We start from the raw sequence: 26496 nt of genomic DNA, 5'->3' as shown, positions 1-26496 counted from the left end.
CGTCCTGGATGAAATCTGCAGGGATGAGCAGGTCATAGCGCTCCCTGGCCAGGGGCACAAAGTCCAGACCCAGGGCCTGTGCTGCGGCCTTGATGCCCAGCCCGCAATCAGCGGTCCGGCTCAGGACATTTACTGCAATCCCCATATGCGTGTACTCTTCATTGGAGTAGCCTCGTACCTTTTCAGGGGAAATATCCGCCTGCTGCAGATGATGATCCAGAAGGATCCTGGTGCCTGCTCCCTTCTGGCGGTTGACGAATTCCACGTCATCCCGGGTCAGGTCCTGCAGAGAGCGGATGTTTCTCGGGTTGCCCGGTAAAACCATCAGGCCCTGGTGCCGCACAGCCAGGTTGATAAGCCTGTAGTCCAGGTCAGGGGCATATTTATCCAGAAATGGAAAGTTGTAGTCCCCGGTTTCAGGATCGAAAAGATGTATGCCGGCCATGTGCGCCGTACCCCGCCTGACCGCGGTAATGCCGCCCATGCTGCCCACGTGGGTTGAGGCCAGCCTGACCGGAGGGTTGAACAGGGCCAGTTCATTGGCCAGAAAATCCACGGTGTTGTCATGGCTGCCCACGGTTACCAGCACCTGGTTTACTTCCCGGGATCTGCGCAGAAGCTGTACCTCGATCATCCTGTCCTGCTGCATCCCTTCCAGGTCGGCAGGGATTCTGGTCATGCCCTGGGCTTTGGTCAGGGTGGTCATCATGCCCGCGCCCCTGGGCAGGGGAGTGGCCACGTACTGTTCTCCCACCCGGCCCACAGAGACCCTTAAAAACTCCTCCATTCCCAGTCTGGAGGGTATTTTCCGGGTCAGTCTGGCCTCGACAGTCACCGGTTCTTCCGGGGTTTTTCCCGACAGATGATAAACCAGGGGCTTTAATATTTGCTCAAAGCAGATTACAGAACTTACTGGATATCCCGGAGCTCCTACCAGGATCTTGTTGTTGTGGGAGATGCCAAGCACCGTGGGTTTGCCGGGCATGGCCTTGAGGCCGTGCACCAGTAACCGGCCCTTTTCCTGGATGATTCTGCGGGTAAAGTCCTTGCTGCCAGCCGACGAACCGGCCCCGATGACCACGATATGGGCCTGGGAGTCCAGGGCTTCCTGCAGGGCCTTTTCCAGCTTTTGTGGTTCGTCTGGTACCGGGGCGGTGCGCGAGAAGCTGCATCCCCAGGACTGGGCCATGGCGGCAAGCACCTGGGAATTGCTCTCGATGACCTGTCCGGGACTGGGGTCCGGCCGGGATGTAAAATCCAGGACTTCATCCCCGGTGGGGATTACATGGATGCCCACCTGCTGGTATACATCCACTTCCCAGATGCCTCCGCTGAGCAATACTCCTATGTCATAGGCGGATATCTCGTGATTCCGGGGCAGCAGAAGCTCTGTGGCCACTATATCTTCGCCTATGCGGCGCACGTTCTGCCAGGGGTAGGCCGGCTGCTCAATGGATATGCTGTGCTCGTCCTCCTGGTTGATTTTTTCCACCATGATAACGCTGTCCATACCATCAGGAATGGGATTGCCGGTATTTATCTCCACATAGTCCCGCCCTTTCTCAAGTATCACCGGGTTGTCCTCCCGGGCGGTGAAGGTGCTTTCGGCCCTTACAGCCACTCCGTCCATGGCTGCGCTGTGAAAGGTGGGGGATGAATACCTGGCCCGGACCGGCCCTGCTGTCACCCTGCCCAGGGCCTGCTGTGAGGGAACGGATTCACGGCCCGGCAGGCTGGCGGGAGTAATTTCCTCCAGCACCTTTTCCAGTGCTTCATCAATGCTTATGGTTTTGAGATAGATACTTCTTTGACTGTCCATTTTATAGTCCTTTGATTTCAGTTTGTTGCAGGTTTAAACTTAAGTTCTGCGGAAGAGAAAATTGATATTAATTTTTTTCACTATAAAGGTCCAGAGGGCTTCAAGTTCCGAGGGCAGTATGGCTTAAGCCTGTTTTCAGGGAAAGGCACATTTTTTGAATCAGCCCAGGCAGAAATCCGGAAAACAAGGTTGTCATTCATGAGAAAGAATTTTATATTTTCCCTGCAGAAAGTACTGGACCTGCGCCGGCAGCAGGAGGACAAGGCCAAAGAAGCCTTGGCCCTGGCCAGGAAGAGATACCAGGAGCAGAACCAGGTGGTCCAGGAGATCCTGGAGGAAAGGGTGCGGGCCAGGCAGAGCATGGAAGAGAAACAAGATATAACCCAGGCCGATATCTGGCTCTACAACCTTTACCGGGACCGTCTGAATCTTGACCTGGTCCAGGCCGAAGAGAAACTGGGCAGGTTGTCCAGGGATATCAACCAGAAACGCCAGGAACTCGTAGAGAAAAGCAAGCAGAAAAAAGTTCTGGAAAGATTGAAACACAATAGAAAGGTAAAATTTGACCATGAGCAGCAACAAGAAGAACAAAAAGAGTTTGATGAAATGGCCGTTCTGCGCTACCAGCCTGAGGCCCTCCAGGCTGTTGCAGATGATCATGGTATTGGCGGTGATTAAGCTGGGGCTTATTTTCGCCCTGCCGGGTCAGCAAAGCCAGACGGAAGGTGAACCCGTGACCCAGAAAGCTCCTGTCATGGAAACAAGGCTTGCCATGGCCGCTCCCGGGGACAACAACAATGACGGAGACGATGAAGACGTGGAGGAAGTGGATGAAGAGGATATCCCGGGGGAGGTGCAAAGGCTCCGGGAACGTGAGGCTGAGCTGGACCGCAGGGAGCGCAACCTGCGCGATCTGGAAGAAGAGCTGGATGCCAAGCTGGAAGAACTCAGAGGGTTGCAGGCCGAAGTGGATGAGATGCTCAAAGAGGCTGACGTGGTCCGCGATGAAAAAATCGCCCACCTGGTGGATGTCTATTCAAATATGGAGCCTCCTCAGGCAGCCCAGGTCCTGGAGACCCTGAACGAAGACATAGCTGTCAAAGTTTTGGCTGGAATGCGGGGCAGGGAAGCAGGGGACATACTGACCAACGTCAACCCCCAGAAAGCGGCCAGGCTCTCAGAGATGCTCACCGACCTGCAGCTGCCATTTATTGAGCAGTAACTGCCTGAGCGTCTTTTGTTTCCGCTCTAACCATGATTAAGAGTTGCCAGCCATGAAGGGCATGAAGTTTAAAAAACAGAAAGGAAAAAGCTGTCTCTTTTCTTGACTTCATACCCTTCATGTCCTTCATGGTTAAAGGTTTTTTTCGTGAAAACAGATCGCTGGAGTTCACGTATAGTTTTGCTCTATCGTTAAATAGTTTTCATCCGGAAACGGTTCTTTTTCCTTTTGGCGGCGTCAATCTGCACAATTATTCGTCACCGTATTAAGATACGCCTCCTCATAATTGCTTGACTTCCTTGCCAAAAGAAAAAACTCCTCGTTTCCGTAAAGAAAACCAACAGCTTCAACATCCGGAAAGAAAGACTTTCCGGATGGAAACTAAATAACTCTTCACAATCATTCACCATCAGGCCCTGGACATTTTATAACCGGCTATTTTCCTGCCGCATCCGGCGCAGGCTCCCTTGTCAAGATTGACACTGCGTAACTGAAACCCCAGCCTGGAGACAACAATTTCCCCGCACCCGGGGCAAGTGGTGTTTTCACCGTCATGTCCCGGAATATTTCCGGTATAGACATATTCCAGTCCGGCCTCCTTTCCAGTATGCCAGGCCTCTTCGATGGTTTCCACCGGGGTGGACTGCCTGTCGGTGAGGTTGAAGGTGGGGTGAAATCTGGATATGTGCCACGGCGTATGCGCTCCCAGGTTGTTTTTAATGAATCCGGCCATGTCTTTAAGCTCCCTGGTGGAGTCGTTGAGCCCGGGAATGATAAGAGTGGTCACTTCAAGCCACCAGCCCATTTCCCTGATTTTGACCAGGTTGTCCAGAACAGGCTTTAGCCTGGACTTGCACTGGTTCTGGTAAAAATCCTCGGTGTAGGCTTTGAGATCTATATTGGCTGCGTCAATCAGCCCGTCCATCTCCTTCAGGCAGTCCGGGCTCTGAAAACCGTTGCTGACGATTATATTCTTGAGTTTATTCTCTCTGGCCAGGCGGGCTGTCTCCAGGACAAGCTCAATGAATACCGTAGGCTCGGAATAGGTGTAGGAAATACTCCCGGCCCGGTATTCCCGGGCTGTGCTTACAAGCTGCTCAGGGGTGACAGGCTGGCCCTGGCGGAACTGGTGCTCCTTGGGAGGCTGGGACAGGGTGTAATTCTGACAGAAACTGCAGGAAAAATTACAGCCCATGGTGCCCAGGGAAAGGGTCATGCTGCCGGGCATGAAATGAAACAGAGGCTTTTTTTCCACCGGGTCAACATTCATGGCGGCCACGTTATCCCCCACCAGGGTGAAAAGCTCTCCCCGGGTGTTCTGTCTTACCCCGCAAAAACCCCTGCCTCCGTCTTCTATGAGGCAGAACTGGCAACAGGCCAGGCACTGGACCTTCTGCTCCTTCAAGGGCTTCCAAAGTATAGCCTGTTTAGAAGTATGCATCATATTGTACCTCCTTAACTATTACGATGATAGCTGTTTATTTCGCGGTATCTGTCAGCGCTTTTAAGTAAAGCAGGGGACAGGCACTCCGGGACCCACTTGAGCATCATTTTGTGCTTAAAATATCTCATTTTTTGGGACAATCACGCCTCAGGCGTGACGGAAGAGCCAGTCCCCATGCCACATGCAAAGCGCTGACATGATACATCACGCGTTTTTATATTCATGCTATGTAAATTAATAGGTTCAAATTTTGTTTTTTCAAGTAGATGACGGAAATTTTTGCGGAGAAACGGTGCGTCCGGCCCGTGATCCAGATGAAGCAGAAGTCAGGTGGAAAGTTCTTGAGTTTGAAAGAAAAAAGCATTAATGATTATTGTTGCACGGGTTGTTCTCAATGAAAATAATACGCTTAATTGCCTGGGAAGGCAGATTTTTTCAATTATTTCAGGAGATTTTATGACCAGGAGAGGAGAGGCTTACCAGCAGGCCGGAGTGGATACGGAAAAAGCAGGCCGGTTTGTGGAGAGTATCAAAAGCATGGTGGCCCAAACCCATGTCAAGGGGGTTATCAACGATATCGGCGGATTCGGCGGACTGTTCAAGCTTGATATGAACGAGCTCCAGGAACCTGTACTGGTTGCCTCCACCGATGGGGTGGGGACCAAGCTGAAGCTTGCTTTCCTCTTTGACCGTCACGATACCATAGGTATCGACCTGGTGGCCATGTCTGTCAACGATGTCCTGGTGCAGGGAGCAAAGCCCTTGTTTTTTCTGGATTACCTGGCCACCGGTAAACTCGATACCAGGCAGGGTGAAGAGATCGTAAAGGGAGTAGCCCAGGGGTGTATTCAGGCCGGCTGTGCTCTTTTGGGGGGTGAGACCGCTGAAATGCCCGATTTTTATCCGCCGGGGGAATATGATCTTTCCGGTTTCTGCGTGGGAGTGGTTGACGACTCCAGGATAGTGGACGGCGGAGAAATAAGGCGCGACGACGTGATTATCGGCCTTGCTTCCAGCGGTCTGCACTCAAATGGTTTTTCCCTGGTGCGCAAGCTTCTTACTCAGTCGGGCTTGAAAGGCGAGGATATTTTTCCCGGGACTTCCAGTGAAGTCCGCGAAGTTCTTCTGCAGCCCACCAGGATCTATACCGCAGAGGTCAAGGGGCTGATGCGCGATATCCGCATCAAGGGAATGGCGCATATCACCGGCGGAGGTTTTTACGACAATATTCCCAGGATACTGCACCGCGGGCTGGGGGCCAGGATCAACTTCGGCAGCTGGGATATCCCTCCGGTAATGCACTGGGTCAGAGAGCAGGGCCGGATGAACTGGGAGGACATGCTGCAGATATTCAACTGCGGCATAGGTTATGTAATGGTTGTCTCCCCCGGGGACAGTGAGGAGGTCTGCTCCAGACTGGCAGGCATGGGCTGCCCGGCCTGGGAGATAGGGCGTATCACCGGGGCCCTGGCTGACGGCGATACTGTTGTGATGGATTTTTGACGGTCTGCGGCCTTGCTGTCCGGATGAAAACAAGTTTTCCCCTTTTATTGCCGGCACCACCTTCCTGCTCTTCACCCTCTTTTTAGTTTCCGCCCGCAATGCCGGTTTTTTCAGGCTGGAACCGCTAAAATGCACCCTTGATGACGTGACTATGCATTTACAGTTATTGATGTGCTGATTTTTTGATTGTCACACAACCCGATCTGGATTAAACAGCCTTTCTCTTCAGGTTTTTTCCACCGCTAAACCAAAATCATGCGAGGGCTAACAATGGATACCACCCATTTAGTTGACCAGATTGCCAATCTGCAGATGCTCAACCAGTTCTTTCTCTCCCTGTTTCTGCTTATTCCCATGGTCCTGGTGGCCAGGACGGCTGTTGCCGGAACACGCTATTCCCCGATACTTATCATTGTCGTTTTCGGCCTGACCATGGGTTACGTACTGGTGGCCAGCGGGGTCAGCACCCCTGGACTGCCGCAGTTTTCCCTCATCGATCTCATAAGCCGTACCACCATAGTGGCTCTGACGGTGTCGTTCTTCGTGGGCGGACAGGAGCTTCGAAAGATTTTGGGGGGGATCAAGCTCGAACCTGATGAAATGGTGACTCCCTCCAAGGAAGAGACTATACTGGGTACCGGCAGAACTCAGCTTATCTTTATTGTCCGGGCCTTTTTCCTCCTGGTGGGCATAGAAGCCCTGTACAGGTTGATAGTGGGAATGGGAGCTGGAGATCTAAGCCGCTTTTACCCCATTATCGCCTATCTGGGCCTGGTGGGGGCTGTGATACTTATAGATCACAAGGCCCAGGTGACCAATAAAAGGCGCTACATCAAGATGGGTCTGGTGGAGATGGTCGCCATTCTGGGGATTCTTATCGGTTCCTACACCGTAGCCATGTGGATAGAGCCCCTGATAGCCCTGCCCCAGATATTCTTTTCCATGGTCATTGCCGCCGGTCTGGGAGCGCTCATGTATCGCTGGCAATTCGGGCCGACCATCAGGGCCCTTCTGTTTGCAGGCATTCCGGTGGTGCTGGCGGCCAACTTCATGATCGGAGGGTCGCGCATTGAAGAGGCCTTTGCCATTACCGGCATGAACGCGGTGTTGGCTTACGGGTTTTTCGGGCAGATGTTCTGGATGTTTGGAGGCATAGCCCTGCTCATGCTCTTCGGCAAGACCGACATGGCCAGGAACCTGGCCCCGGGCATGGCCGGCGGACTTTCCCACTCGGGTCTTACCGGTGCCTGTACCGCTGGAGATTTGGGCAAAACCGCGGCCTACCGCGCCCCCATCATGATCAATGTACCGTTTTTCGGGCATATATTCGTCTTTTCCGTGCTGGCCATGAGCGCTCAAAAGGGCAGTCTCATGCTTTTGCCGTCCTTTATCATAGTTCTGGCGGGTGTTGTTCTTACGGTTCTCTCCATGAGGACCATGAAGAATGCCGGGGGTGAAGATGCAAAAGAGGTCAAGGGACTGATGCAGTTTTCTTTTGGCTGGCAGCTCTGTGCAGTTTTCGGGGGCTTTACTCTTCTCAGCTTAGCCAGCATGTCCCTGGATTTTACAGCCATGGCGGTTTCTTCGGGCATATCCCATTTCGGGCTGTTCGCAGCCACCCAGGGAGGCATGTTCGGTGAGGAGGCGTCCCTGATGATACCGTTTATCTTTTCCATGCCCTTCCTGGTGCATCCACTGGTTTTTTTCATGTTCGGCAAGGCCATGGAAAAAGACGGGTCAATGCCCAGAAAACCGGTATATATTATAGCCCTGATAGGACTTCTGGGAATAATTTATTCCATGCTTGCGATATAGGTTCCAATGAATTAAAGTCTGTATTCCAGTTAAATTCACAACAGGATTCCTGAAAGGATCCGGCAAAGTAAAACGGATATAGATGTCTGAAAACAGAATCACAAAATTCGCCATCCCGGAGATCATTTTCGGGCACGGCAGTCTGCGCTACGTGGCCCAGTGCGCCATGCGCCTGGGCGCTAAAAGGGCCCTTCTGGTCACGGATGAGGGGCTCATACACTCGGGATGGGCCGGACATGTTCAGGAAATACTCAAGGACGACAATCTGGATTATATTCCTTTTGACCAGGTGGACTCCAACCCCAGGGACTACCAGGTGCATGAGGGAGCAAAAATTTATGACCGGGAAAAGGCTGATGTCATAATATCCCTTGGCGGGGGCAGTCCCATGGATACGGCCAAGGGTATCGGCACCATTGTGGGCAACGGCGGCAGGATAGGGGACTATGAGGGGGCCAACAAGATAATGCGGCCCCTTCCGCCCATGATATTTATACCCTCCAATGCAGGCAGCGGATCGGATATTTCCCAGTTCTGCATCATCACTGATGTGGAGCGCCAGGTAAAGATGTCCATCATCAGCCGCTCACTGGTGCCCAATGTGTCCATTATAGACCCGGACCTGCTCATGACCAAGAGCGACGAGATGGTGGTGGCTTCGGCCGTGGACGCCCTGGCCCATGCCATCGAGTCTTATGTCTCCCCTCTGGCCTCGCCATTCACCGAAAACCAGGCCATGAAGGCCATTGAGCTCATAGCCGCATACCTTCAGCCGGCCCTGGAGTCGCGAAGCTGCGAAGCCATGGAGCAGCTTTCCATAGCCAGCACTGCGGCGGGCATGTCCTTCAGCAATGCCGGCCTGGGCATAGGGCACGCCCTGGCCCATTCCTTAGGAGGAATCTTTGATACCCTGCACGGGCTGGTGCACCCCATAGTGCTGCCTTCGGTCATGCGCTACAACCTGCCTGCCTGTCCGGAAAAGATGTGCATTATCGGGCGCATCGTGCAGGGCTCCTGCACTACCTGTTCCAGCGACCAGGGGCAGGAGGGCATATCCAGGCTGGAAGAGCTCTTTGCAGGACTTGGTATTCCGGTACACCTGCGCGACATTGTCCCGGATGCATCCAGGCTGGAACAGATCTGCAAAATGGCGGTGCATGATGCCTGTATGCTGACCAATCCGCGCAAGGCCGGATGGGAAGATCTTTTTTCCATATGCCAGGAGGCCTGGTGATGCAGAAGACTCCTGATCTAAATGATCTTGTGGGCATCGAACACAGCAAACTGGGTTTTTTTCAGGAGCTGCGCCAGAAGATTGAAGAGCTCAAAGAAGCCAACAGAAAATCCGAGGAGCGCCGAAGAGAGATCGCAGCCATCCTGGACGGCATCACCGATGTCATGATGGTTCTTTCGGAAAATCTGCGCATAATTTCAGTCAACCATGTTTTTCATGAATTTTTTGACGAACCCCGGCCCGAGGGCAAATTCTGCTACCAGCTTTTTCGCGGCGAAGACTATCCCTGCCCGGAATGCCCGGCTTTCCGTTCCATGGCCACTGATTCCGTATGCCGGGATACAGCCATATTCAAGCTGGGAGGCCGCAACCTGCAGTTTGAAATGGTGGCTTCGCCCCTGAAAAATAAGGAATGGGAAGAAAACCGGGTTCTTATATTCAAGCGCGACGTGACCCTGGAAAAGGAATATCAGGCCAAGTACTATCAGGTGGAAAAAATGGCCACCATAGGCATGCTGGCTGCTGGGGTGGCCCATGAGGTTAATAACCCCATGGCCGCCATAAACGGGTTCGCCGAAGGGCTGCGCCGGCGTATTCCGCGCATTGAAAAAAGCGTCGATCCTGAACTGGCCCAGGATTTCCGGGAATACACAGACATCATCCTCAAGGAATGCAAGCGCTGCCAGAAGATTATCCAGACTCTGCTGACCTTCAGTCGGCCCAAGCATTTCTCGTTTTCTCCCATCAATCTCAACCGGGTGGTAAACGAGACCCTGCGCCTGGTGGATCATAGCCTGCGCAAGCGTAAAGGGCTCAAAGTCAAACTGGATCTGCAGGACGGTCTGCCCCTGATCAATGCAGACGAGTCTCAGCTGAAACAGGTGATACTGAACCTGCTGGTGAACGCCAAGGATGCCATCCAGGACAAGGGGCTGATCACCATCAAGACCTCGGCCTTTGAGCATGAAAACGAAGTCTGCCTGTGCGTGGAGGATGACGGCTGTGGCATTGATCCGGACAAGATGGATAAGCTGTTTGAGCCCTTTTTCACCACCAAGCCCGTGGGCAAAGGCATTGGTATAGGCCTGGCCTCCTGTTATAATATCGTCGAAAGTCACGGGGGAGAGATATCCGTGACCAGTGAGCCGGGCAAAGGTTCCAGGTTTACGGTATGTCTTCCTTTAAACCCCTCTGTAGAGTGATATGACCAAGCAGTACTCAGTGCTGGTAGTGGATGATGAGCAGTCCATTCTGACCCTTTTCAAAAAGGAGTTCGCCACACCGGAAAGAAGCATCTCCACTGCCTCCTCCGCCTCCCAGGCCCGTCAGCTCATCCGGAAGAACTTGTTTGATGTTGTTCTTTTAGATATCTGTCTGCCGGATGGTGACGGTCTGGATCTGTATACCGAGTTCAAGGAGCGTATGCAGGATGTGGAGATTATTCTTATCACCGGCCACGGCAATATCGATAATGCAGTCAGGGCCATGAAGCTGGGGGCTTATGACTATATCACCAAACCCTTCAATCTGGACAAGCTGGAACTGGTTATAGAAAGGGCCTGGCAGAGGGCCTGCATGCAGCGTGAAAACCGCAGTTACCGGCTTTACTCCGGCAACAACCGGACGCACAGGATGGTTGGGGCCTCTGAAAGCATAAAACACATCCGCTACCTCGTAGACAAGGTCGCCCCCGCCGAGGTGCCGGTACTGCTTACCGGAGAAAGCGGGGTGGGCAAGGATGTGGCGGCCCAGGCCATTCATCACGGCAGTCAGCGTGCGGACAAGCCCTATATCGTAAAAAACTGCGCCTCCTTAGTGAAAGAGCTGGCCCGCACCGAGCTTTTCGGGCACGTCAAGGGTTCCTTTACCGGGGCCACTGAATCCAGCGATGGGCTTATGGCCTATGCCCACAAGGGCACTCTCTTCCTGGACGAAATAGGAGAACTGCCCCTGGAAGTCCAGGCGTCCCTGTTGAGGGTCCTGGAAAACAGGACATATCGCCGGGTGGGAGAAAAAGAAGAGCGCAGCATAGATGTCCGTTTTATTTTCGCCACAAGCCGCAACCTGTATACCGAGGTGGAGGAGGGCAGGTTTCAGGAAGCCCTTCTGCACCGCATAAACGTTTTTAATATCGAGACTCCTCCACTGCGGGACCGCCTGGAAGACATACCCCTGCTGGTGGAGCATTTTCTGTCCAGCCTGAATACTTCCATCACAGACTACCGCGTTACGGACAAGGCCATGAACTGCCTGATGAACTACTCCTGGCCCGGCAATGTGCGCGAGCTTCGAAACGTGCTGGAGCGCAGCATGATCCTGGCTGAACAGGGCAACATCACCGAAAGGTCCCTGCCCAGGGAACTGGTGGAAAAGACCCTGGACGCTCACGAGCAGGGAAGGCAGGAGGGTATCTTTTCCCTGCGCCTGGCTGAAAAAAACCATATATCCCGAGTTCTCAGCTACTTCCAGGGCAATCGCCAGCAGGCATCCAAGGCCATGGGGATAGGCAGAAAGACCCTTTACCGCAAGATGAAGGAATACCAGCTGGAGTAGCGTATGAGCTGAGCCCCTGATTCAAGGGCTGGTGCTGCCTCCGGCTTGTATTGGAATCAACGGGCAGTTCTTTCATAATATGTGACCTTGAAACTGTATCTTTTTGACCCAAAAGGCGGTTTTGGGCGTATCAAAAAATCACTAAAAATGAATGCTTTGAAATAACTGGTTTTTTTCCTGAGCCATTCTTTTTTACAGGCTTTTCAGCGCTGCCTGTCCTGTCACCGTCCTTCAAAAGAACCACTCTTCACAGGTTTATTCAGTCTAACATTTTGAAATAAATTGATTATTTTTGTGGCATGCATGTTGCTGATATAAAGATCAATAGTTGCTGTTTGAAGCAGGTGCAGCGTTTTTTATTTATTCAATTTATTTAACCCAAAAGGATGGTGATTGTTATGGCAGTACGTGAACAGGTTTATGGTTTTTTTATCCCCAGTGTTACCCTCATCGGCCTGGGCGCTCACAAGGAAGTACCCGCAAAGATAAAGGCCCTGGGCGGCAACAAGCCCCTGGTAGTAGCAGACAAGGGCATCACCGCCGCAGGCATCACCGAGCAGATCACAAGCCTGCTCAAAGCCGAAGGCATGGACTGCGTCGTTTACGACGATACCATTCCCAACCCCACTGACAACAACGTCCACGACGGTGTTGAAGTCTTCAAGAAAAACAATTGCGACAGCGTCATCACCCTGGGCGGCGGAAGCTCCCATGACTGCGGAAAAGGCATCGGCCTTGTGGTCTCCAACGGCGGCAAGATCCATGATTTCGAGGGCATTGACAAGTCCGAAAAGCCCTTTCTGCCCTACGTTGCTGTAAATACCACAGCAGGGACCGCTTCCGAGATGACCAGGTTCTGCATCATCACCGACACTTCCCGCAAGGTGAAGATGGCCATAGTCGACTGGCGCTGCACCCCCGGCGTAGCAGTTGACGACCCCCTGCTCATGATGGGCATGCCCCCGGCACTGACCGCAGCCACCGGCATGGACGCCCTGACCCACGCAGTGGAAGCCTACGTATCCCAGGCAGCAACCCCCATGACCGATGCCTGCGCCGAAAAGGCCATCAGCCTCATATTCCAGTACCTGCGCCCTGCAGTGGCCAACGGCCAGGACGTAGACGCCCGCGAAGGCATGTGCTACGCTCAATATCTGGCAGGTATGGCTTTCAACAACGCAAGCCTGGGTCACGTACATGCCATGGCTCACCAGCTGGGCGGCTTCTATGACCTGCCCCACGGCGAGTGCAATGCTATCCTGCTGCCCCATGTCGAACAGTTCAACCTCATTGCCAAGATGGACCGCTTCATCACCATGGCCGAACTCATGGGCGAAAACATCGAAGGCCTGGGACGGCGTGAAGCCGCTGAAAAGGCCCTGGAAGGCATCAGAAAGCTGTCCAAGGACGTAGGCATTCCCTCTGGTCTCATCGAGCTGGGCAAGCGCTACGGCAAAGATGTCAAGAAAGAGGACATCAAGACCATGACCGCCAACGCTCAGAAAGACGCCTGCGGATTCACCAATCCCCGCTGCCCCACTGACAAGGATGTGGAAGCGATTTTCGAGGCCGCCCTGTAATAACCCCTTGACCTGTTCCAGGCAGTCCGGTCCCTGCGGCCGGCTGCCTGGATTTTTTGTGAACTTGCGTGGTTTTGTGAAGCTTTACACAAGGCAGGGCAGTCTGTATATTACTTGGTCTATCATTTCACACAACCACCTGAGAGCACAATAAGGAATCAGGTTAATCATCATTTGCCGGGAGAAATCATGGAAGTTGTTGATATTCACGCCTCCAGCGATAACGAATTCATCGCCAAAGTGGAGGAGGAAAGCGGACAGAATGTGCGCCTGTGTTATCAGTGCGGCAACTGTACCGCCGGGTGCCCGTACACTTTTGTGTACGATATCCCGGTGAGCCAGATCATGCGCCTTTTGCAGGCCGGTCAGAAACAGAAGATTCTTTCTTCGAGGTCCATCTGGCTCTGCGCCACCTGCGAATCCTGCACCACCAGGTGTCCCAACGAGATCGACGTGGCCACCATCATGGACGTGCTGCGCCATATGGCCAGGCGGGAAGGATATGTATCCGAGCAGAAAGTGAAGAAATTCTGGGACAGCTTTCTGGATTCGGTGGAAAAACACGGCCGGGTCTTTGAGATGGGGCTTTTGACCAGATACATAACCAGGACCGGCCGGGTCTGGACAGACGTGGACCTGGCCCCCAAGATGCTTCCCAAGGGCAAGCTGTCCATAAGACCCCATAAGATAGAGGGCCGGGACAAGGTTGCCCAGATATTCAAACGCTTCAGGGAGGAGGCGCATAAATGAGAAATTTCGCCTACTACCCGGGGTGCTCCGGTCTGGGCACGTCCATGGAGTACGACAAATCCACCAGGGCAGTATGCAAAGCCCTGGGGATAAATCTGATGGATATTGAAGACTGGAGCTGTTGTGGCTCCACCCCGGCTCATACAGTGGATCATCTGCTTTCATCGGCTCTGTCCGGGCGCAACCTGGCCCTGGCAGAGGAGATGGAGGCCGAGGCCATGATCACTCCGTGTCCCAGCTGTCTTTCCAATCTTAAAGGCACTGTGCATCGTTTGAGTGACCGCGGGTTTCGCCATAAGGTGAACAACCTTCTGGAAAAGCCTGTACAGCGCACCATGCCCGTAAAATCCGTCCTGCAGATCCTGGACGAGGAAATGGGCGGAAAGGAACTGGCAGAACGGCTGCCGGAAAAACCCCTGCGCGGTCTCAAAGTGGCTACTTATTACGGCTGTATCATGAACCGGCCTCCGGAGGTGATGCAGTTCGACGATCACGAGCATCCCATGGCCATGGACCGGCTCATGCAGGCCCTGGGGGCTGAAGTCCTGCCTTTCCCCCTCAAGGTGGAATGCTGCGGGGCCTCTTTCGGTATACCTCGCAAGGACGTAGTGGCCACCCTGTCGGGCAGACTCCTGGATACGGCTCAGGCATTGGGAGCACATGCCATGGTCACTGCCTGCCCCCTGTGTCAGATGAACCTGGACCTGCGTCAGGGCCAGGCTGCATCAGTCATGGGCAAAGAATTCAAAATGCCCGTTTTTTACTACACCCAGCTGATAGGGGTGGCCCTGGGCCTGCCCCAGAAAGAACTGGGGCTTTCCAAACTTTGCGTCAAGCCAAGTATCGCTTTTGACGCCATGCGCAGCAACAGGGAACAAGAGCCCGTATCCAAGAGCGCTGGCAAGAAAAAGCCTGAGACCAAGGAGAACTCATGAAAATAGGAGTGTTTGTCTGCCACTGCGGCAGCAATATCGCCGGAACAGTAGACACGGCCAGGGTCGCCAAAGCCGCCATGGAGTTTCCGGAAGTCACCTTTGCCTCTGATACCATGTATGCCTGTTCCGAACCGGGCCAGGACGCTATCGTTGAGGCCATCAGGGAAAAAGGACTGGACGGCGTGGTAGTGGCCTCGTGCACCCCGAGGATGCACGAGCCCACCTTCAGGCGCACAGTGGAGCGGGCAGGACTTAACCGCTACATGTTTGAAATGGCCAATATCCGCGAGCACGTCTCCTGGATCGGAAAAAACATGGAGGCCAATACCAACAAGGCCATCGAGTTGACCCGCATCGCTGCGGAAAAGCTCAGGCGCAACCAGCCCCTGTATCCCAAGCAGTTTGAAATCAACAAGCGGGTGCTTGTTGTGGGAGGCGGAGTGGCTGGCATCCAGGCTGCACTGGACTGTGCCGACGGGGACCGGGAAGTGGTCCTGGTGGAGAAAAGATCCACCATAGGCGGCAAAATGGCCAAACTGGACAAGACCTTTCCCACTGTGGACTGCAGCAGCTGCATCCTTGGCCCCAAGATGGTGGACGTGGCTCAACATCCCAAGATCACCCTGTACGCCATGTCCGAGGTGGAAGAAGTAGGCGGCTATGTGGGCAATTTTGAAGTCAAGATCAAAAAAAAGCCGGCTTACGTCAACTGGGACCTGTGTACCGGCTGCGGACTGTGCATGGAAAAGTGCCCGGCCAAGAAGTCCACGGACTATTTCAATGAAAACCTGGGCAAGACCACGGCCATAAACATCCCCTTTCCCCAGGCCATCCCCAAAAAAGCGGTCATCGACCCGGATTTCTGCCGCCAGTTCACCAAGGGCAAATGCAGCGTCTGCGCCAAGCTCTGCCCCACCAAGGCCATTGATTTTGAGCAGCAGGAAGAGTTTGTCACGGAGCAGGTGGGAGCTATCGTAGCAGCCACCGGCTATGATGTATTCGATATCAGCAAGTACGGGGAATACGGCGGCGGAAGGCTGCCGGATGTCATCACCGGGCTGCAGTATGAACGCCTCCTTTCGGCATCCGGTCCCACGGGTGGGCACGTAAAGCGCCCCTCTGACGGCAAGGAACCCAAGACCGTGGTTTTTGTCCAGTGTGTCGGCTCCAGGGATAAAAGCGTGGGCCGGCCGTACTGTTCTGGTTTCTGCTGCATGTATACGGCCAAGCAGGCCATTTTGACCAAGGATCATATCCCGGATTCCGACTCTTATGTATTTTATATGGATATTCGTGCCCCAGGCAAGATGTATGACGAGTTCACCAGGCGGGCCATGGAGGAATATGGTACTCAGTACGTGCGGGGCCGGGTTTCCATGATCTACCCCAAGGGGGACAAATACGTGGTCCGCGGAGCAGATACCCTGCTTGGCACCCAGGTGGAGATGGAGGCGGACCTGGTGGTCCTGGCGGCCGGGGCCGAGGCGGCAGTTGGCGCGCCCCAGCTGGCTGAGAAGCTGCGTATTTCTTATGACACCTACGGCTTTTACATGGAAAGTCATCCCAAGCTGCGCCCGGTGGAGACCAATACCGCCGGGGTCTACCTGGCCGGAGCCTGCCAGGGACCCAAGGATATTCCGGCCTCTGTAGCCCAGGGCAGTGCTGCTGCCTCCAAGGTGCTGGCCATGTTCGCCAAGGACAAGTTAGAAAACGACCCGGTGATTTCCATGGTGGATATCAACCGCTGCATAGGCTGCGGCAAGTGCATACAGGTATGTCCCTTTGGTGCGGTCAAGGAAGTGGATTTCAGGGGCCAGCCCAAGGCCGAGGTTATTGAGACCGTTTGCCAGGGTTGCGGAATATGCACAGCCACCTGTCCCCAGGGAGCCATTCAGCTGTCCCATTTTACAGACAACCAGATTCTAGCCGAGGTGAACGCCTTATGTCAGCCTTAAACCAGAATGAATTACGCATCATAGGCTTTCTGTGCAACTGGTGCTCTTACGGCGGGGCTGATACCGCCGGGGTGGGCCGCTTCAGCCAGCCCACGGATCTGCGCATCATCCGGGTGCCCTGTTCAGGGCGCATCAATCCGCTGTTTATAGCCAGAGCCCTTTTAAACGGGGCCGACGGGGTGCTGGTATCAGGGTGTCATCCTAGAGACTGCCATTATGCCGAGGGCAATTTCTACGCCCGGCGCAGGCTGGAAATGTTTCAGCGTCTGCTGTCCACCATGGGCATCGAGCCCAGGCGTTTTGAATATACCTGGGTGTCGGCATCCGAGGGCCAGCGCTGGCAGACAGTGGTGACCAAGTTTACGGAGCAGATACACGAACTGGGACCCGCCCCGCGCTTCGGGGCTTTCCAGGACGAGAACCCGGCCACCGCGCCACAGTCTTAAGGAGTTTTCATCCTTAAACGGTTATTTTTCCCTTTGGCGGCGTCAATCTGCACAATTATTCGTCAACGTATTAAGATACGCCTCCTCATAATTTGTTTGATTTCCTTGCCAAAAGAAAAAATTCCTCGTTTAAGGAAAGAAAACCAATAGATTTCAATATCCGGAAAGAAAGACTTTCCGGATAGAAACTAAGGAGCACATAGTGACTGTTATCACGGAGCTCAAAGAGCAGATAAAAACAGCCATGCCGGACTTAGACATGGTCATCGGCTGGGAAAGAGGGTTTGACCCCCTGCACGCCACTCCGCTTTTCATGCGCAAGGCCCAGGACGTGGAGCGACTGGAACTGGGCCCTCTGGCAGTGCACAATACCGCCACCTACCTGACCGGATTTAAAGGCAAAAAAGTCGGGCTGGTGGTCAAGGGCTGCGACAGCCGGGCGGTCATCCAGCTATTGCAGGAAGGTCTAATAGACAGGGAAAACGTGGTTATATTCGGCTTTCCCTGCCAGGGAGTGGTGGATATGGTCAAGGTGCAGAAACACCTGGGCAACACCGGCCTGGTAAGGGAAGTGCAGATTCAGGACTCGTCCCTGAAAGTAAAGGTCAACGGTGAAGAAAGAGACCTGGCCTTAAAGGATGTCCTGGCGGACAAGTGCGCCAGGTGCCGCTACCCCAACGCCATGCTCTATGACCATTTTGCAGGGCAGCCCATTGAACCTCATGCCTCGGAAGATAAATACCAGGATGTTGAGGAACTGGAGTCCCTGTCTCTGGAGGAGCGTTTCCAACACTGGGAGCGGGAGATGCATCGCTGCATCCGCTGTTATGCCTGCCGCAATGCCTGTCCCATGTGCGTATGCCGGGATCATTGCGTGGCCCAGAGCAGACAGCCCCAGTGGCTGACCCAGGAAGATTCCGTGCGGGAGAAGTGGATGTTTCAGGTGATCCATGCCATGCACCTGGCCGGACGCTGCGTTGAGTGCGGCGAATGCCAGCGGGCCTGTCCCATGGATATCCCCATTATGGCCCTGAAGCGCAAGCTCAACAGGGAGGCCAGGGAGCTTTTCAACTACGAAGCCGGTGTTGATCCCAACGAGACTGCGCCGCTTCTCTCTTTCAAAGTTGAGGAAGAGAATATCAACGAGAGAGGTTGGTAATGGCAGAGGCCAAATACATATCCCAGGACAAGCTTGGCAAGTGGCTGGACGAGTTGTCCCAGCAGATGCAGGTACTTGCCCCGGTACAGGAAGGTGAGGCTGTGGTTTTCAGACCCTATCAGACCGGAACTGAAATCAGGCTGGAGGGCCAGCCCACACTGCCTCCCAAGGAAGCGGTTTTTCCAGCCAGCGAGGAGCTTTTTGCCTATACATACCGCAAAAATCCAGAGGACCCGGCCCAGACCGACGTGGAAATAGGTCCCCGGGCACAACCTCAAAAGACCCTGGTTTTCGGGGCCAGGCCCTGCGGGTCCAGAGGGTTTGTCATCTTTGATCCGGTGTATACCCAGGGGTACTACATGGATCCCTATTACCGGGTCAGGCGTGAATCCACCATATTTGCTTCGGTGGCCTGCATAAGTCACGAGAATGCCTGCTTCTGCCACAGTGTGGGGTCCGGACCCGGAGACACTGCAGGCTCAGACATCCTGCTCACCCCGGTGGACAATGGATACGTAGCAGAGGCGGTTACGGACAAAGGCGGGGAAATGCTCGGCAGCTCCCTTCTGGAGGCGGCAGGAGACAAAGCGGGCAAAGCACGGGAGCTTCGGGACAAGGCCCTCAAGGACATGGGCGAGCCCCGGGATTTCACTGCGGCCCGGGAAAAACTGCTGGCCATCTTTGATGACCTGGACTTCTGGGAAGACGTCTCGGCCAAGTGCATCAGCTGCGGGGCCTGTACCTACCTCTGTCCCACCTGCTACTGCTTCAACATCACTGATGAGAGTTTTGGCATGCAGGGCAGCCGCATAAGGTCCTGGGACAACTGCATGTCTTTTCAGTTCACCCTGGAGGCCAGCGGCCACAATCCCCGGCCCACCAAGGCGCATCGACTGCGCAACAGGGTGGGGCACAAGTTCAGCTATTATCCCGAACTGCATCAGGGTATGATCGCCTGCTGCGGGTGCGGGCGCTGCATCAAGCACTGCCCCGTGAGCGTGGACATCCGTGAAATTGTCATCAGGGCCATGGAGCATCAGACCGAGACTGGCGAGGAGGCCGGAAAATGATGGACATTCAGCAGTATCTGACAGAAAATAACCCCTACCTGCCGGAACTGGGCACCATTGTGGAGACCATCCAGGAGACGCACAATATAATGACTTTCCGGGTGGTCCTGGACGGAGACAGCCGCATGCAGGATTTCAGCTTTGAACCCGGCCAGGTGGGACAGCTATCAGTTTTCGGCACTGGAGAGGCCACCTTTGTCATCAACTCACCGCCCACGCGCAAGGAGTATCTGCAGTTCAGCGTCATGCGCGCCGGAGAAGTGACCACCAAACTGCACAGCCTGACCAAAGGAGACCGCATAGGGGTGCGTGCCCCCCTGGGCAACTACTTTCCCTATGAGTCCATGAAGGGCAAGGATATCTTGATAGTGGGCGGAGGTATAGGCATGGCCCCTTTGCGCACCCTGCTTCTGTTCATGCTGGACAACCGCGACGACTACGGCCGGATTCAGCTGCTTTACGGGGCGCGCAGTCCTCAGGACATGGCTTTTAGTTACGAGCTTCCGGACTGGCTGGAGAGAAAGGACCTGGAAACGGTGCTGACCATCGACAACGAGGCCGAGGGCTGGGAACACCGGGTGGGACTTATTCCCAACGTACTTCTGGAAATGGCTCCCACGCCACAAAATGCCATAGCTGTGACCTGCGGTCCGCCCATAATGATCAAGTTTACCCTGCAGGCCCTGAAAAAGCTGGGCTTCGAGGACAACCAGATAATCACCACCCTGGAAAAGCGCATGAAATGCGGCATAGGACTTTGCGGCAGATGCAATATCGGCACCAGTTATGTATGCGTGGACGGACCCGTGTTCAGCTACGAACAGCTTCGGGCCCTGCCCAATGAACTTTAGGCGAACCAGTAATTGAATCAAGGAGAATAAGATGGCCGGTTTTTTCAAGGCGGCGGAGATCGTCGAAGCAGCCGTAAATATTGAACAACAGGGGCAGGCCTTTTATACCAGAGCCGCAGAAGCGGCCAAAAACCCGGATGCCAAGGATTTTTTTCTGTATTTTGCCAAGGAGGAATCCAGGCACGAGGAGATTTTTGCAAAGTTCAAGGAGCGCCTGGGCAAGACAGAACTGCCGGCCTGGAGCACCAGCGATGAATACAGCCAGTACCTGTCTGCACTCATTGATTCTCACTCAATATTTTCCCCGGATCTTCAGAAAAGGCTGACTGAAGCCGGTGATGAGAACGAGGCCATAAGACTGGCCATGGGGTTTGAAAAGGATACTATCCTTTTCTTCATGGAGATGCGCGAGCTTGTACCGGAATCGGAGAAAAAGTTCGTCCAGCAGTGCATTGAAGAGGAACGCTCGCATCTGCGCCAGCTCGCAAGCATGCTGACGTAATACATTTTCAGGCGGTTACCCGGACTGCAAAGGCATGAGCATGACTATGCCTGCACTGCTTTGCCCTGCAGCCGGAATACTCAAGGTATGATACAGGCATAAACAGGCAACTGCATAAAGACTCAACCCTTTGAAGGAGGTATTTTCATGGACAAGATCTTGAGAATCGATGTTGGGGCCCCGGGCGGTCCCAAGGCTACAGAAGAGCCCATAGGCGACTATGCCGGAATGGGCGGACGCGGCATGACCACTTCAGTGGTCTACAAAGAGGTTCCCCCGGATTGCCACCCCCTGGGACCGGAGAACAAACTGGTTATTGCTCCGGGACTCATGAGCGGATCGGCTGCTTCTTCATCCGGACGCATGTCCGTTGGCTGCAAAAGCCCCCTTACCGGTACCATCAAGGAGTCCAACGCCGGCGGAACAGGGTCCCAGGCCCTGGCCAGACTGGGCTATGCCGCGGTTATCCTGGAAGGTGAGCGCCAGGGAGAGGACATGTACAAAGTGGTCATCAACGACCAGGGCGTCAGCCTGGAAAAGGCCAACGATCTGAAAATGCTGGCCAACTACGACCTCATCGACAAGCTAAAACCGGTGCACGGGGAAAAGGTTTCGGTCATCTCTATCGGTACTGCCGGGGAGATGCGCATGTCCAACTCTTCCATAGCCGTCACCGACCCGGAATTCAGGCCCACCAGGCATTGCGGCCGCGGCGGTGTAGGAGCTGTCATGGGTTCCAAGGGTATCAAGTGCATTGTTGTGGATGCTTCTGGTGCCAAGACCCGCAAGCCTGTCCGCCCGGACGAGTTCAAGGAGTCCAACAAGAAGTTTGTTGAAGGCCTCAAGGCCCACGCAGTCACCGGCCAGGGACTGCCCACCTACGGCACCAACGTGCTCACCAATATCTTAAACGAGGCCGGAGGCTACCCCACGTACAACTTCAGGGAAGGCCGTTATAAACACGCCCAGAACCTGTCCGGGGAGCTGCAGGCCGAAAACATGAAAAACCGCGAAGGCGGTCAGCCCACACACGGCTGCCACCGGGGCTGCATCATCCAGTGCTCCGGTATATACACAGACAAGGACGGCAATTACATGTCCAAGCAGCCGGAATACGAGACTGTCTGGTCCCACGGCGGCAACTGCGGCATCGACGACCTGGACGCCATTGCCAGGCTGGACTACCTGGATGATCATTACGGACTGGATACCATAGAGATGGGCGTGACCATAGGCGTGGCCATGGAGGCAGGCGTAATCGAATTCGGTGATGCTGAAGGGGCTATAAACCTGGTGCACGAAGTGGGCAAAGGCACACCCCTGGGGCGTATCCTGGGCGCCGGGGCCGCCACAACCGCCCGCTGCTACGGCATGGAGCATGCACCTGTGGTCAAGGGCCAGGCTCTTCCTGCCTATGACCCCCGTTCGGTCAAGGGTATCGGGGTGACCTACGCCACCACCACCCAGGGAGCTGACCACACGGCCGGGTATGCAGTCACCGCCAACATCCTCAAGGTGGGCGGAGACGTGGATCCCCTGCAGACCGGAGGCCAGGCCGAGCTGTCCCGCAACCTGCAGATAGCCACTGCAGCCCTGGATTCCACCGGCTTCTGCCTGTTCGTGGCCTTTGCCATCCTGGATCAGGGCGAGACATTTGAGGCCATGGTTCAGACCATCAATCATATGTACGGACTGGATATGACCGGTGATGACGTAGTGGCCCTGGGCCAGAAGATCCTCAAGATGGAGAAGGAATTCAACGAGAAGGCCGGTTTCGGTCCTGCACACGACCGTCTGCCCAGGTACTTCTCCCGCGAACCCCTAGCTCCGCACAACGTTGTTTTTGACGTACCGGACAAAGAACTGGACAGTGTATATAACTTCTAATCAGTATTGAAAAATACATATTAAAAAGAAGGAAGGCTCCAGGGCCTTCCTTCTTTTTTCAAAACCTTTCACCAGTGTCCGAGGACTTCGCAAACAGGACGTAAAAACTCACTCCTATGAAGCGTAGATCAAAACCTTTACACGAGTTTTTAAACCAGAACAACTTATATAACCTGCTCTAAATCATGTTCGGTGTTTTACGGTTTTGATTAATCACGCCACAGGCGTGACTACGCGTCGTTCAGACAGTTTACGCCCAGTTTGCAAAGCCCCCGGACCCTGGATATCAGCGGTGTGCATAGGTTGACCATTTTTATCAGATTGTGAATAGTTACATTTTTTCTGGAAACAGCCATGACTTATACAGCCAAGTACCCCGAACCATATTGCAAAGACATGTTTGGTCTGCCTGTGTTGATGCTTGAACATGAGGCCCCGGAGCAGTTCAGTCTGCTGTTGCAGCAGGGATTTTTCATGCCGGTGCCAAAGGTATGCTCCCTGCGGGAGTTCCTCTGCGAACTGGTAGGAGTATGCGGAGTTTATACCGAAAAGAGCCTGCAGACCATCTTTCTGGATGGATCAGCAGTGGACGATATTGATCAGGCTACCATCAGGCCCGGATGCAGGCTGGCACTTTCTGCAGCCATGCCGGGGCTTGTGGGAGCCACCATGCGCCGGGACGGCTATTTCAAGCGCATGCGCGAGGGCATCTCCCTGTCCAGCCGCCAGGAAGAGGAAACTGACTCAGAGCAGGATATTTCCTTTCGCATCCAGGTGCGCCTTTACAATGCAGTGGGACGGGACCTGGCCGGACTGTTTCTGCATCAGGGAATAATTCTGTCTTCCAGTGACCTGATGCAGTTTTTCAAATCCAGGCCGGACAAGTTTTTTTCGGAGCTGAAAAGCGTAAAATTTCAGAGTTCAGAACTGACTGTGGAACAGGGCAACCTTGAATCTTTGAATATACCCGAAGGTGAAGTCTTTTTGCGGGTGGTTTCCGGGGAAAAAGAGTAATACCGCCTGCCACACGCTGCGTCTGATCATTCAATGGATATGTTTATTTTTCCCGGGGAGTAGCCTTTCAGCTCCGAGAGCATGCCCTGGATGGACTTAGTTATGATCCTTTCCACAAAGGGGTTCATGGCCAGTTCCTGGTTGTTTACGGTGACCTTCATCCTGGAGTGCATGGCCTGGCAGTCCTGAATGCCGGCTTTTCCCGCGACCATCTCCCGGGCCAGGTCCAGGCATGTTTCCCGGCCGCAGGTGCCGCAGTCCAGGCCGGGCAGGGCGAATCCCCTGGACTGCACAATGTCCGCCAGGTCCTGGATGCTGCCGGCATGAGGCAGGTAATGGGTCTTTATCTTTCCCCACGTGGCTACGGCCAGTCCCCTGTCCAGGGCTTCCGCATCAGCCGGCTTTTTTAAAACCAGCACCCGCGGCAGCCATCCCAGATGTTTTCCTCCCTCCACCAGGAGCATTTTTGCTTGCAGAAGGGGTATGAGGTCCGGCAGGTATTTTTTTTCCTGCCAGTGGAAAAATGACTGTTCCCTGCTCAAGCCGATAACTTCCCTGACCACGGAAGACATCTGGGCCGTGTCCGTGTTGTCCTGGTCAAAGCCGTGTTCGGAAAACTTGGCTGCAGCCACCTTTATGTCTCTTTTCTGAAGTTCTTTGGCCAGCTTGAGCATAAGACCGGTTTTGCCGCTCTTTTTGTATCCCACGATGGATAGAGCCTGGATCATCTGTGCTCCTCTGAAGTTTTGACATTTAATAATACTTGCTCTAACATTAAAAAGTTTACGTGAGCGTAAAACAAGTAAGTTATCTGTATTTAAGCACAATAAATATTTCGAAATTCCAACTAGATGCGGGACAGCCCCGGAGGTTTACTGAATCTTCGCTGGAGGTGTCAGCCGGATTAATTTAGTTTTCATCCGGAAACGGTTCTTTTTCCTTTTGGCGGCGTCAATCTGCACAATTATTCGTCACCGTATTAAGATACGCCTCCTCATAATTGCTTGTTTTCCTTGCCAAAAGAAAAAACTCCTCGTTTCCGTAAAGAAAACCAACAGCTTCAACATCCGGAAAGAAAGACTTTCCGGATGGAAACTAATTTAATTCAGCTTTTTTACTATCCCCAGTCCCGGCTGTCCAGTCGGAGAAAAAAAGAACAAGCATGAGCAGAGTGAACAAAATCAAAGGCTTTTTTGATCTTTTTCCTCCCGAAAGCACTTCTTATACTTTCATGGAAGACAAGGCCAGGGAGATATTTGCCAGGTACGCCTACCAGGAACTGCGCACCCCGATTCTGGAGCAGACAGAGCTTTTCGCCCGGTCCATAGGCCAGGATACGGATGTGGTCCAGAAAGAAATGTACATATTCCCTGACCGCAGAGGCAGAAGCCTGACCATGCGCCCCGAGGCCACCGCCGGGGTTATCCGGGCCTATATCGACAGTCCTGCAGCCAGTTCCGGGAATGTCAGCAGGTTTTTCACCCTGGGTCCCATGTTCAGGTACGAACGGCCCCAAAAAGGAAGGACCCGCCAGTTTCACCAGGTAAACGCGGAAATGCTGGGAGAGGATTCACCGTATGCCGATGCCGAGATTCTGTCCATGCTCTGGGGATATCTTCAGTCCCTGGGCCTCAAAGAGCTTGTTCTGGAGATCAATTCCCTGGGATGTCCGGCCTGCCGTCCAGGCTTTGATGCAAAACTCAAGAGCTTTCTGGAGGGTATAAACAGAGACGTTTTTTGCGAGGACTGCCAGCGCCGGGCCGGATCCAATCCCCTGAGGGTTCTGGACTGCAAGGCCGCGGGCTGCCGGGAGGTGGCTTCAGAGGCTCCAAGAATTGTGGACAACCTGTGTCCGGAATGCAAAGAACATTTTGACCGGGTGCTGGGTATTCTCAAGAGTTTTGACATTTACTATGAGCTGAACCCGTTCCTGGTGCGGGGTCTGGATTATTATCAAAGGACTACTTTTGAGGTCATTTCCAACGATATCGGCTCTCAGTCAGCCGTGGCCGGAGGGGGCAGGTATGATGGCCTGGTTAAGGTCCTGGGTGGTCCGGAGGTGCCGGGCATCGGCTTTGCCTGCGGCATGGAGCGCCTGGCGCTTCTGCTGCAGGGTATCCAGGAAAGACCCATGGATTTTTATATGGCGGTTCTGCACGAAGATGCCCTGGATAAGGCCATGCTTATGGTAAGAAGGCTGCGCAGCAAAGGGTACCGCGGCGAGATGAGCTTTCAGGTAAGAAGCGTAAAGAGCCATCTGCGCCAGGCCAACAAGAAAAACGTCAAGACATGTCTATTGCTGGGCCTGGATGAAATGCATAAAAACCAGGTTCAGGTCAAGGATATGTCCACGGGTGTGCAGCGGGCCGTGAGTCAGGACGATGCAGAACAGGCTCTGGGCCTTGTATTTCAGCCCAGGTAATTTTCAGTACAAACCTCAACTCCATACAGGAACAAAACACAATGGATGAAGCCAGAAGCAAGCTCGAGACCCAGCCCCTGGGATGGTGGGTGAGATCTCATGGATGCAATGATCTGACCCTGGAACATGACGACAGGGAAGTGTGCCTCATGGGCTGGGTGCAGTACCGCCGGGATCATGGCGGACTTATTTTTATCGACTTAAGGGACAGGGACGGTCTGACCCAGGTGGTTTTCACCCCGGATGTAAGTGCGCAGGCTCTGGAAGACGCTCACGCCCTGCGCAGCGAGTATGTCCTGGCTGTAAAGGGGGTGGTGCGCAGAAGGCCGGAGGAT

Annotated in this window: 23 protein-coding genes; 20 read left to right on the top strand and 3 right to left on the bottom strand. The window is 54.0% G+C overall.

Annotated features, from left to right (window positions below; genetic code table 11):
* Nucleotides 1–1819: molybdopterin biosynthesis protein (locus D5S03_RS01065; RefSeq protein WP_287042419.1), on the bottom strand; the 1819-nt coding region annotated here is incomplete at its 3' end.
* 198 nt (nucleotides 1820–2017) lie between these two features.
* Here D5S03_RS01065 and fliJ point away from each other — a divergent pair.
* Nucleotides 2018–2497, top strand: a complete 480-nt coding sequence (gene fliJ / locus D5S03_RS01060) for a flagellar export protein FliJ (RefSeq protein WP_287042418.1) — start codon at nucleotides 2018–2020, stop codon at nucleotides 2495–2497.
* Complete coding sequence (locus D5S03_RS01055; RefSeq protein WP_287042417.1) at nucleotides 2472–3041, top strand: MotE family protein; 570 nt, start codon at nucleotides 2472–2474, stop codon at nucleotides 3039–3041. Before fliJ ends, D5S03_RS01055 begins: the two co-directional genes overlap by 26 nt.
* A gap of 409 nt (nucleotides 3042–3450) precedes the next feature.
* On the opposite strand, the gene amrS is transcribed toward D5S03_RS01055, so the two are convergent.
* Nucleotides 3451–4485, bottom strand: coding sequence for an AmmeMemoRadiSam system radical SAM enzyme (gene amrS / locus D5S03_RS01050; RefSeq protein ID WP_008870281.1), 1035 nt, complete (start codon nucleotides 4483–4485; stop codon nucleotides 3451–3453).
* Nucleotides 4486–4941: 456 nt separating this feature from the next.
* On the opposite strand from amrS, the gene purM reads away from it, so the two are divergent.
* The 16 genes from purM to D5S03_RS00970 all read left to right on the top strand — a co-directional run bounded on the left by purM (nucleotide 4942) and on the right by D5S03_RS00970 (nucleotide 23739).
* Nucleotides 4942–5988, top strand: a complete 1047-nt coding sequence (gene purM, locus D5S03_RS01045) for a phosphoribosylformylglycinamidine cyclo-ligase (protein ID WP_008870282.1) — start codon at nucleotides 4942–4944, stop codon at nucleotides 5986–5988.
* Nucleotides 5989–6258: 270 nt separating this feature from the next.
* Entirely contained in the window at nucleotides 6259–7803 is a 1545-nt protein-coding gene (locus tag D5S03_RS01040; protein WP_287042416.1) for a hypothetical protein, read from the top strand.
* 82 nt (nucleotides 7804–7885) lie between these two features.
* Nucleotides 7886–9037: an iron-containing alcohol dehydrogenase gene (locus D5S03_RS01035; protein ID WP_008870284.1), complete on the top strand. Its 1152-nt coding sequence runs from the start codon at nucleotides 7886–7888 to the stop codon at nucleotides 9035–9037.
* The gene (locus tag D5S03_RS01030; protein WP_287042415.1) at nucleotides 9037–10239 is read left to right on the top strand and encodes a two-component system sensor histidine kinase NtrB; all 1203 of its coding nucleotides are present in this window, start codon (nucleotides 9037–9039) and stop codon (nucleotides 10237–10239) included. The genes D5S03_RS01035 and D5S03_RS01030 overlap by 1 nt, the downstream gene beginning before the upstream one ends.
* A 1-nt stretch (nucleotide 10240) precedes the next feature.
* On the top strand, nucleotides 10241–11590 hold the full coding sequence (locus D5S03_RS01025; protein WP_287042414.1) for a sigma-54-dependent transcriptional regulator: 1350 nt from the start codon (nucleotides 10241–10243) through the stop codon (nucleotides 11588–11590).
* A 398-nt stretch (nucleotides 11591–11988) separates the two neighbouring features.
* Nucleotides 11989–13170: an iron-containing alcohol dehydrogenase gene (locus D5S03_RS01020; RefSeq protein ID WP_008870287.1), complete on the top strand. Its 1182-nt coding sequence runs from the start codon at nucleotides 11989–11991 to the stop codon at nucleotides 13168–13170.
* 189 nt (nucleotides 13171–13359) lie between these two features.
* Nucleotides 13360–13920, top strand: a complete 561-nt coding sequence (locus D5S03_RS01015) for a 4Fe-4S dicluster domain-containing protein (protein WP_008870288.1) — start codon at nucleotides 13360–13362, stop codon at nucleotides 13918–13920.
* Nucleotides 13917–14855 (top strand): CoB--CoM heterodisulfide reductase iron-sulfur subunit B family protein, encoded by a 939-nt coding sequence (locus tag D5S03_RS01010; protein ID WP_287042413.1) that lies wholly within the window; start codon nucleotides 13917–13919, stop codon nucleotides 14853–14855. Before D5S03_RS01015 ends, D5S03_RS01010 begins: the two co-directional genes overlap by 4 nt.
* Nucleotides 14852–16810, top strand: a complete 1959-nt coding sequence (locus tag D5S03_RS01005) for a CoB--CoM heterodisulfide reductase iron-sulfur subunit A family protein (RefSeq protein WP_287042412.1) — start codon at nucleotides 14852–14854, stop codon at nucleotides 16808–16810. Before D5S03_RS01010 ends, D5S03_RS01005 begins: the two co-directional genes overlap by 4 nt.
* A complete protein-coding gene (locus D5S03_RS01000; protein WP_008870291.1) occupies nucleotides 16798–17256 on the top strand; it encodes a hydrogenase iron-sulfur subunit in 459 nt (152 codons plus the stop codon). Before D5S03_RS01005 ends, D5S03_RS01000 begins: the two co-directional genes overlap by 13 nt.
* A 202-nt stretch (nucleotides 17257–17458) precedes the next feature.
* The gene (locus D5S03_RS00995; protein WP_287042411.1) at nucleotides 17459–18415 is read left to right on the top strand and encodes a 4Fe-4S dicluster domain-containing protein; all 957 of its coding nucleotides are present in this window, start codon (nucleotides 17459–17461) and stop codon (nucleotides 18413–18415) included.
* Entirely contained in the window at nucleotides 18415–19485 is a 1071-nt protein-coding gene (locus D5S03_RS00990) for a 4Fe-4S dicluster domain-containing protein (protein WP_287042410.1), read from the top strand. Before D5S03_RS00995 ends, D5S03_RS00990 begins: the two co-directional genes overlap by 1 nt.
* Nucleotides 19482–20336, top strand: coding sequence for an FAD/NAD(P)-binding protein (locus tag D5S03_RS00985; RefSeq protein ID WP_008870294.1), 855 nt, complete (start codon nucleotides 19482–19484; stop codon nucleotides 20334–20336). The genes D5S03_RS00990 and D5S03_RS00985 overlap by 4 nt, the downstream gene beginning before the upstream one ends.
* A 31-nt stretch (nucleotides 20337–20367) precedes the next feature.
* Nucleotides 20368–20838 carry a ferritin-like domain-containing protein gene (locus D5S03_RS00980; RefSeq protein ID WP_287042409.1) on the top strand — a complete coding sequence of 157 codons (471 nt, stop codon included), beginning with the start codon at nucleotides 20368–20370 and terminating at the stop codon, nucleotides 20836–20838.
* Between the two features lie 147 nt (nucleotides 20839–20985).
* Nucleotides 20986–22725, top strand: a complete 1740-nt coding sequence (locus D5S03_RS00975; protein WP_008870296.1) for an aldehyde ferredoxin oxidoreductase family protein — start codon at nucleotides 20986–20988, stop codon at nucleotides 22723–22725.
* Nucleotides 22726–23079: 354 nt separating this feature from the next.
* Entirely contained in the window at nucleotides 23080–23739 is a 660-nt protein-coding gene (locus tag D5S03_RS00970; RefSeq protein WP_008870297.1) for a hypothetical protein, read from the top strand.
* A gap of 26 nt (nucleotides 23740–23765) precedes the next feature.
* Here D5S03_RS00970 and D5S03_RS00965 read toward each other — a convergent pair whose 3' ends face one another.
* Nucleotides 23766–24467, bottom strand: coding sequence for a molybdopterin-guanine dinucleotide biosynthesis protein MobB (locus D5S03_RS00965; protein ID WP_008870298.1), 702 nt, complete (start codon nucleotides 24465–24467; stop codon nucleotides 23766–23768).
* A 434-nt stretch (nucleotides 24468–24901) separates the two neighbouring features.
* On the opposite strand from D5S03_RS00965, the gene hisS reads away from it, so the two are divergent.
* The gene (gene hisS, locus D5S03_RS00960; RefSeq protein WP_008870299.1) at nucleotides 24902–26161 is read left to right on the top strand and encodes a histidine--tRNA ligase; all 1260 of its coding nucleotides are present in this window, start codon (nucleotides 24902–24904) and stop codon (nucleotides 26159–26161) included.
* 41 nt (nucleotides 26162–26202) lie between these two features.
* Nucleotides 26203–26496 (top strand): OB-fold nucleic acid binding domain-containing protein (locus D5S03_RS00955; protein WP_287042408.1); only part of this gene is annotated, 294 nt, incomplete at its 3' end.

Source organism: Desulfonatronospira sp. MSAO_Bac3 (assembly GCF_003838035.1).
In the GTDB taxonomy this organism is placed as follows: domain Bacteria; phylum Desulfobacterota; class Desulfovibrionia; order Desulfovibrionales; family Desulfonatronovibrionaceae; genus Desulfonatronospira; species Desulfonatronospira thiodismutans.
The sequence above is the reverse complement of the archived record's forward strand: the minus strand, read 5'-3'. Positions and strand labels throughout refer to the sequence as shown.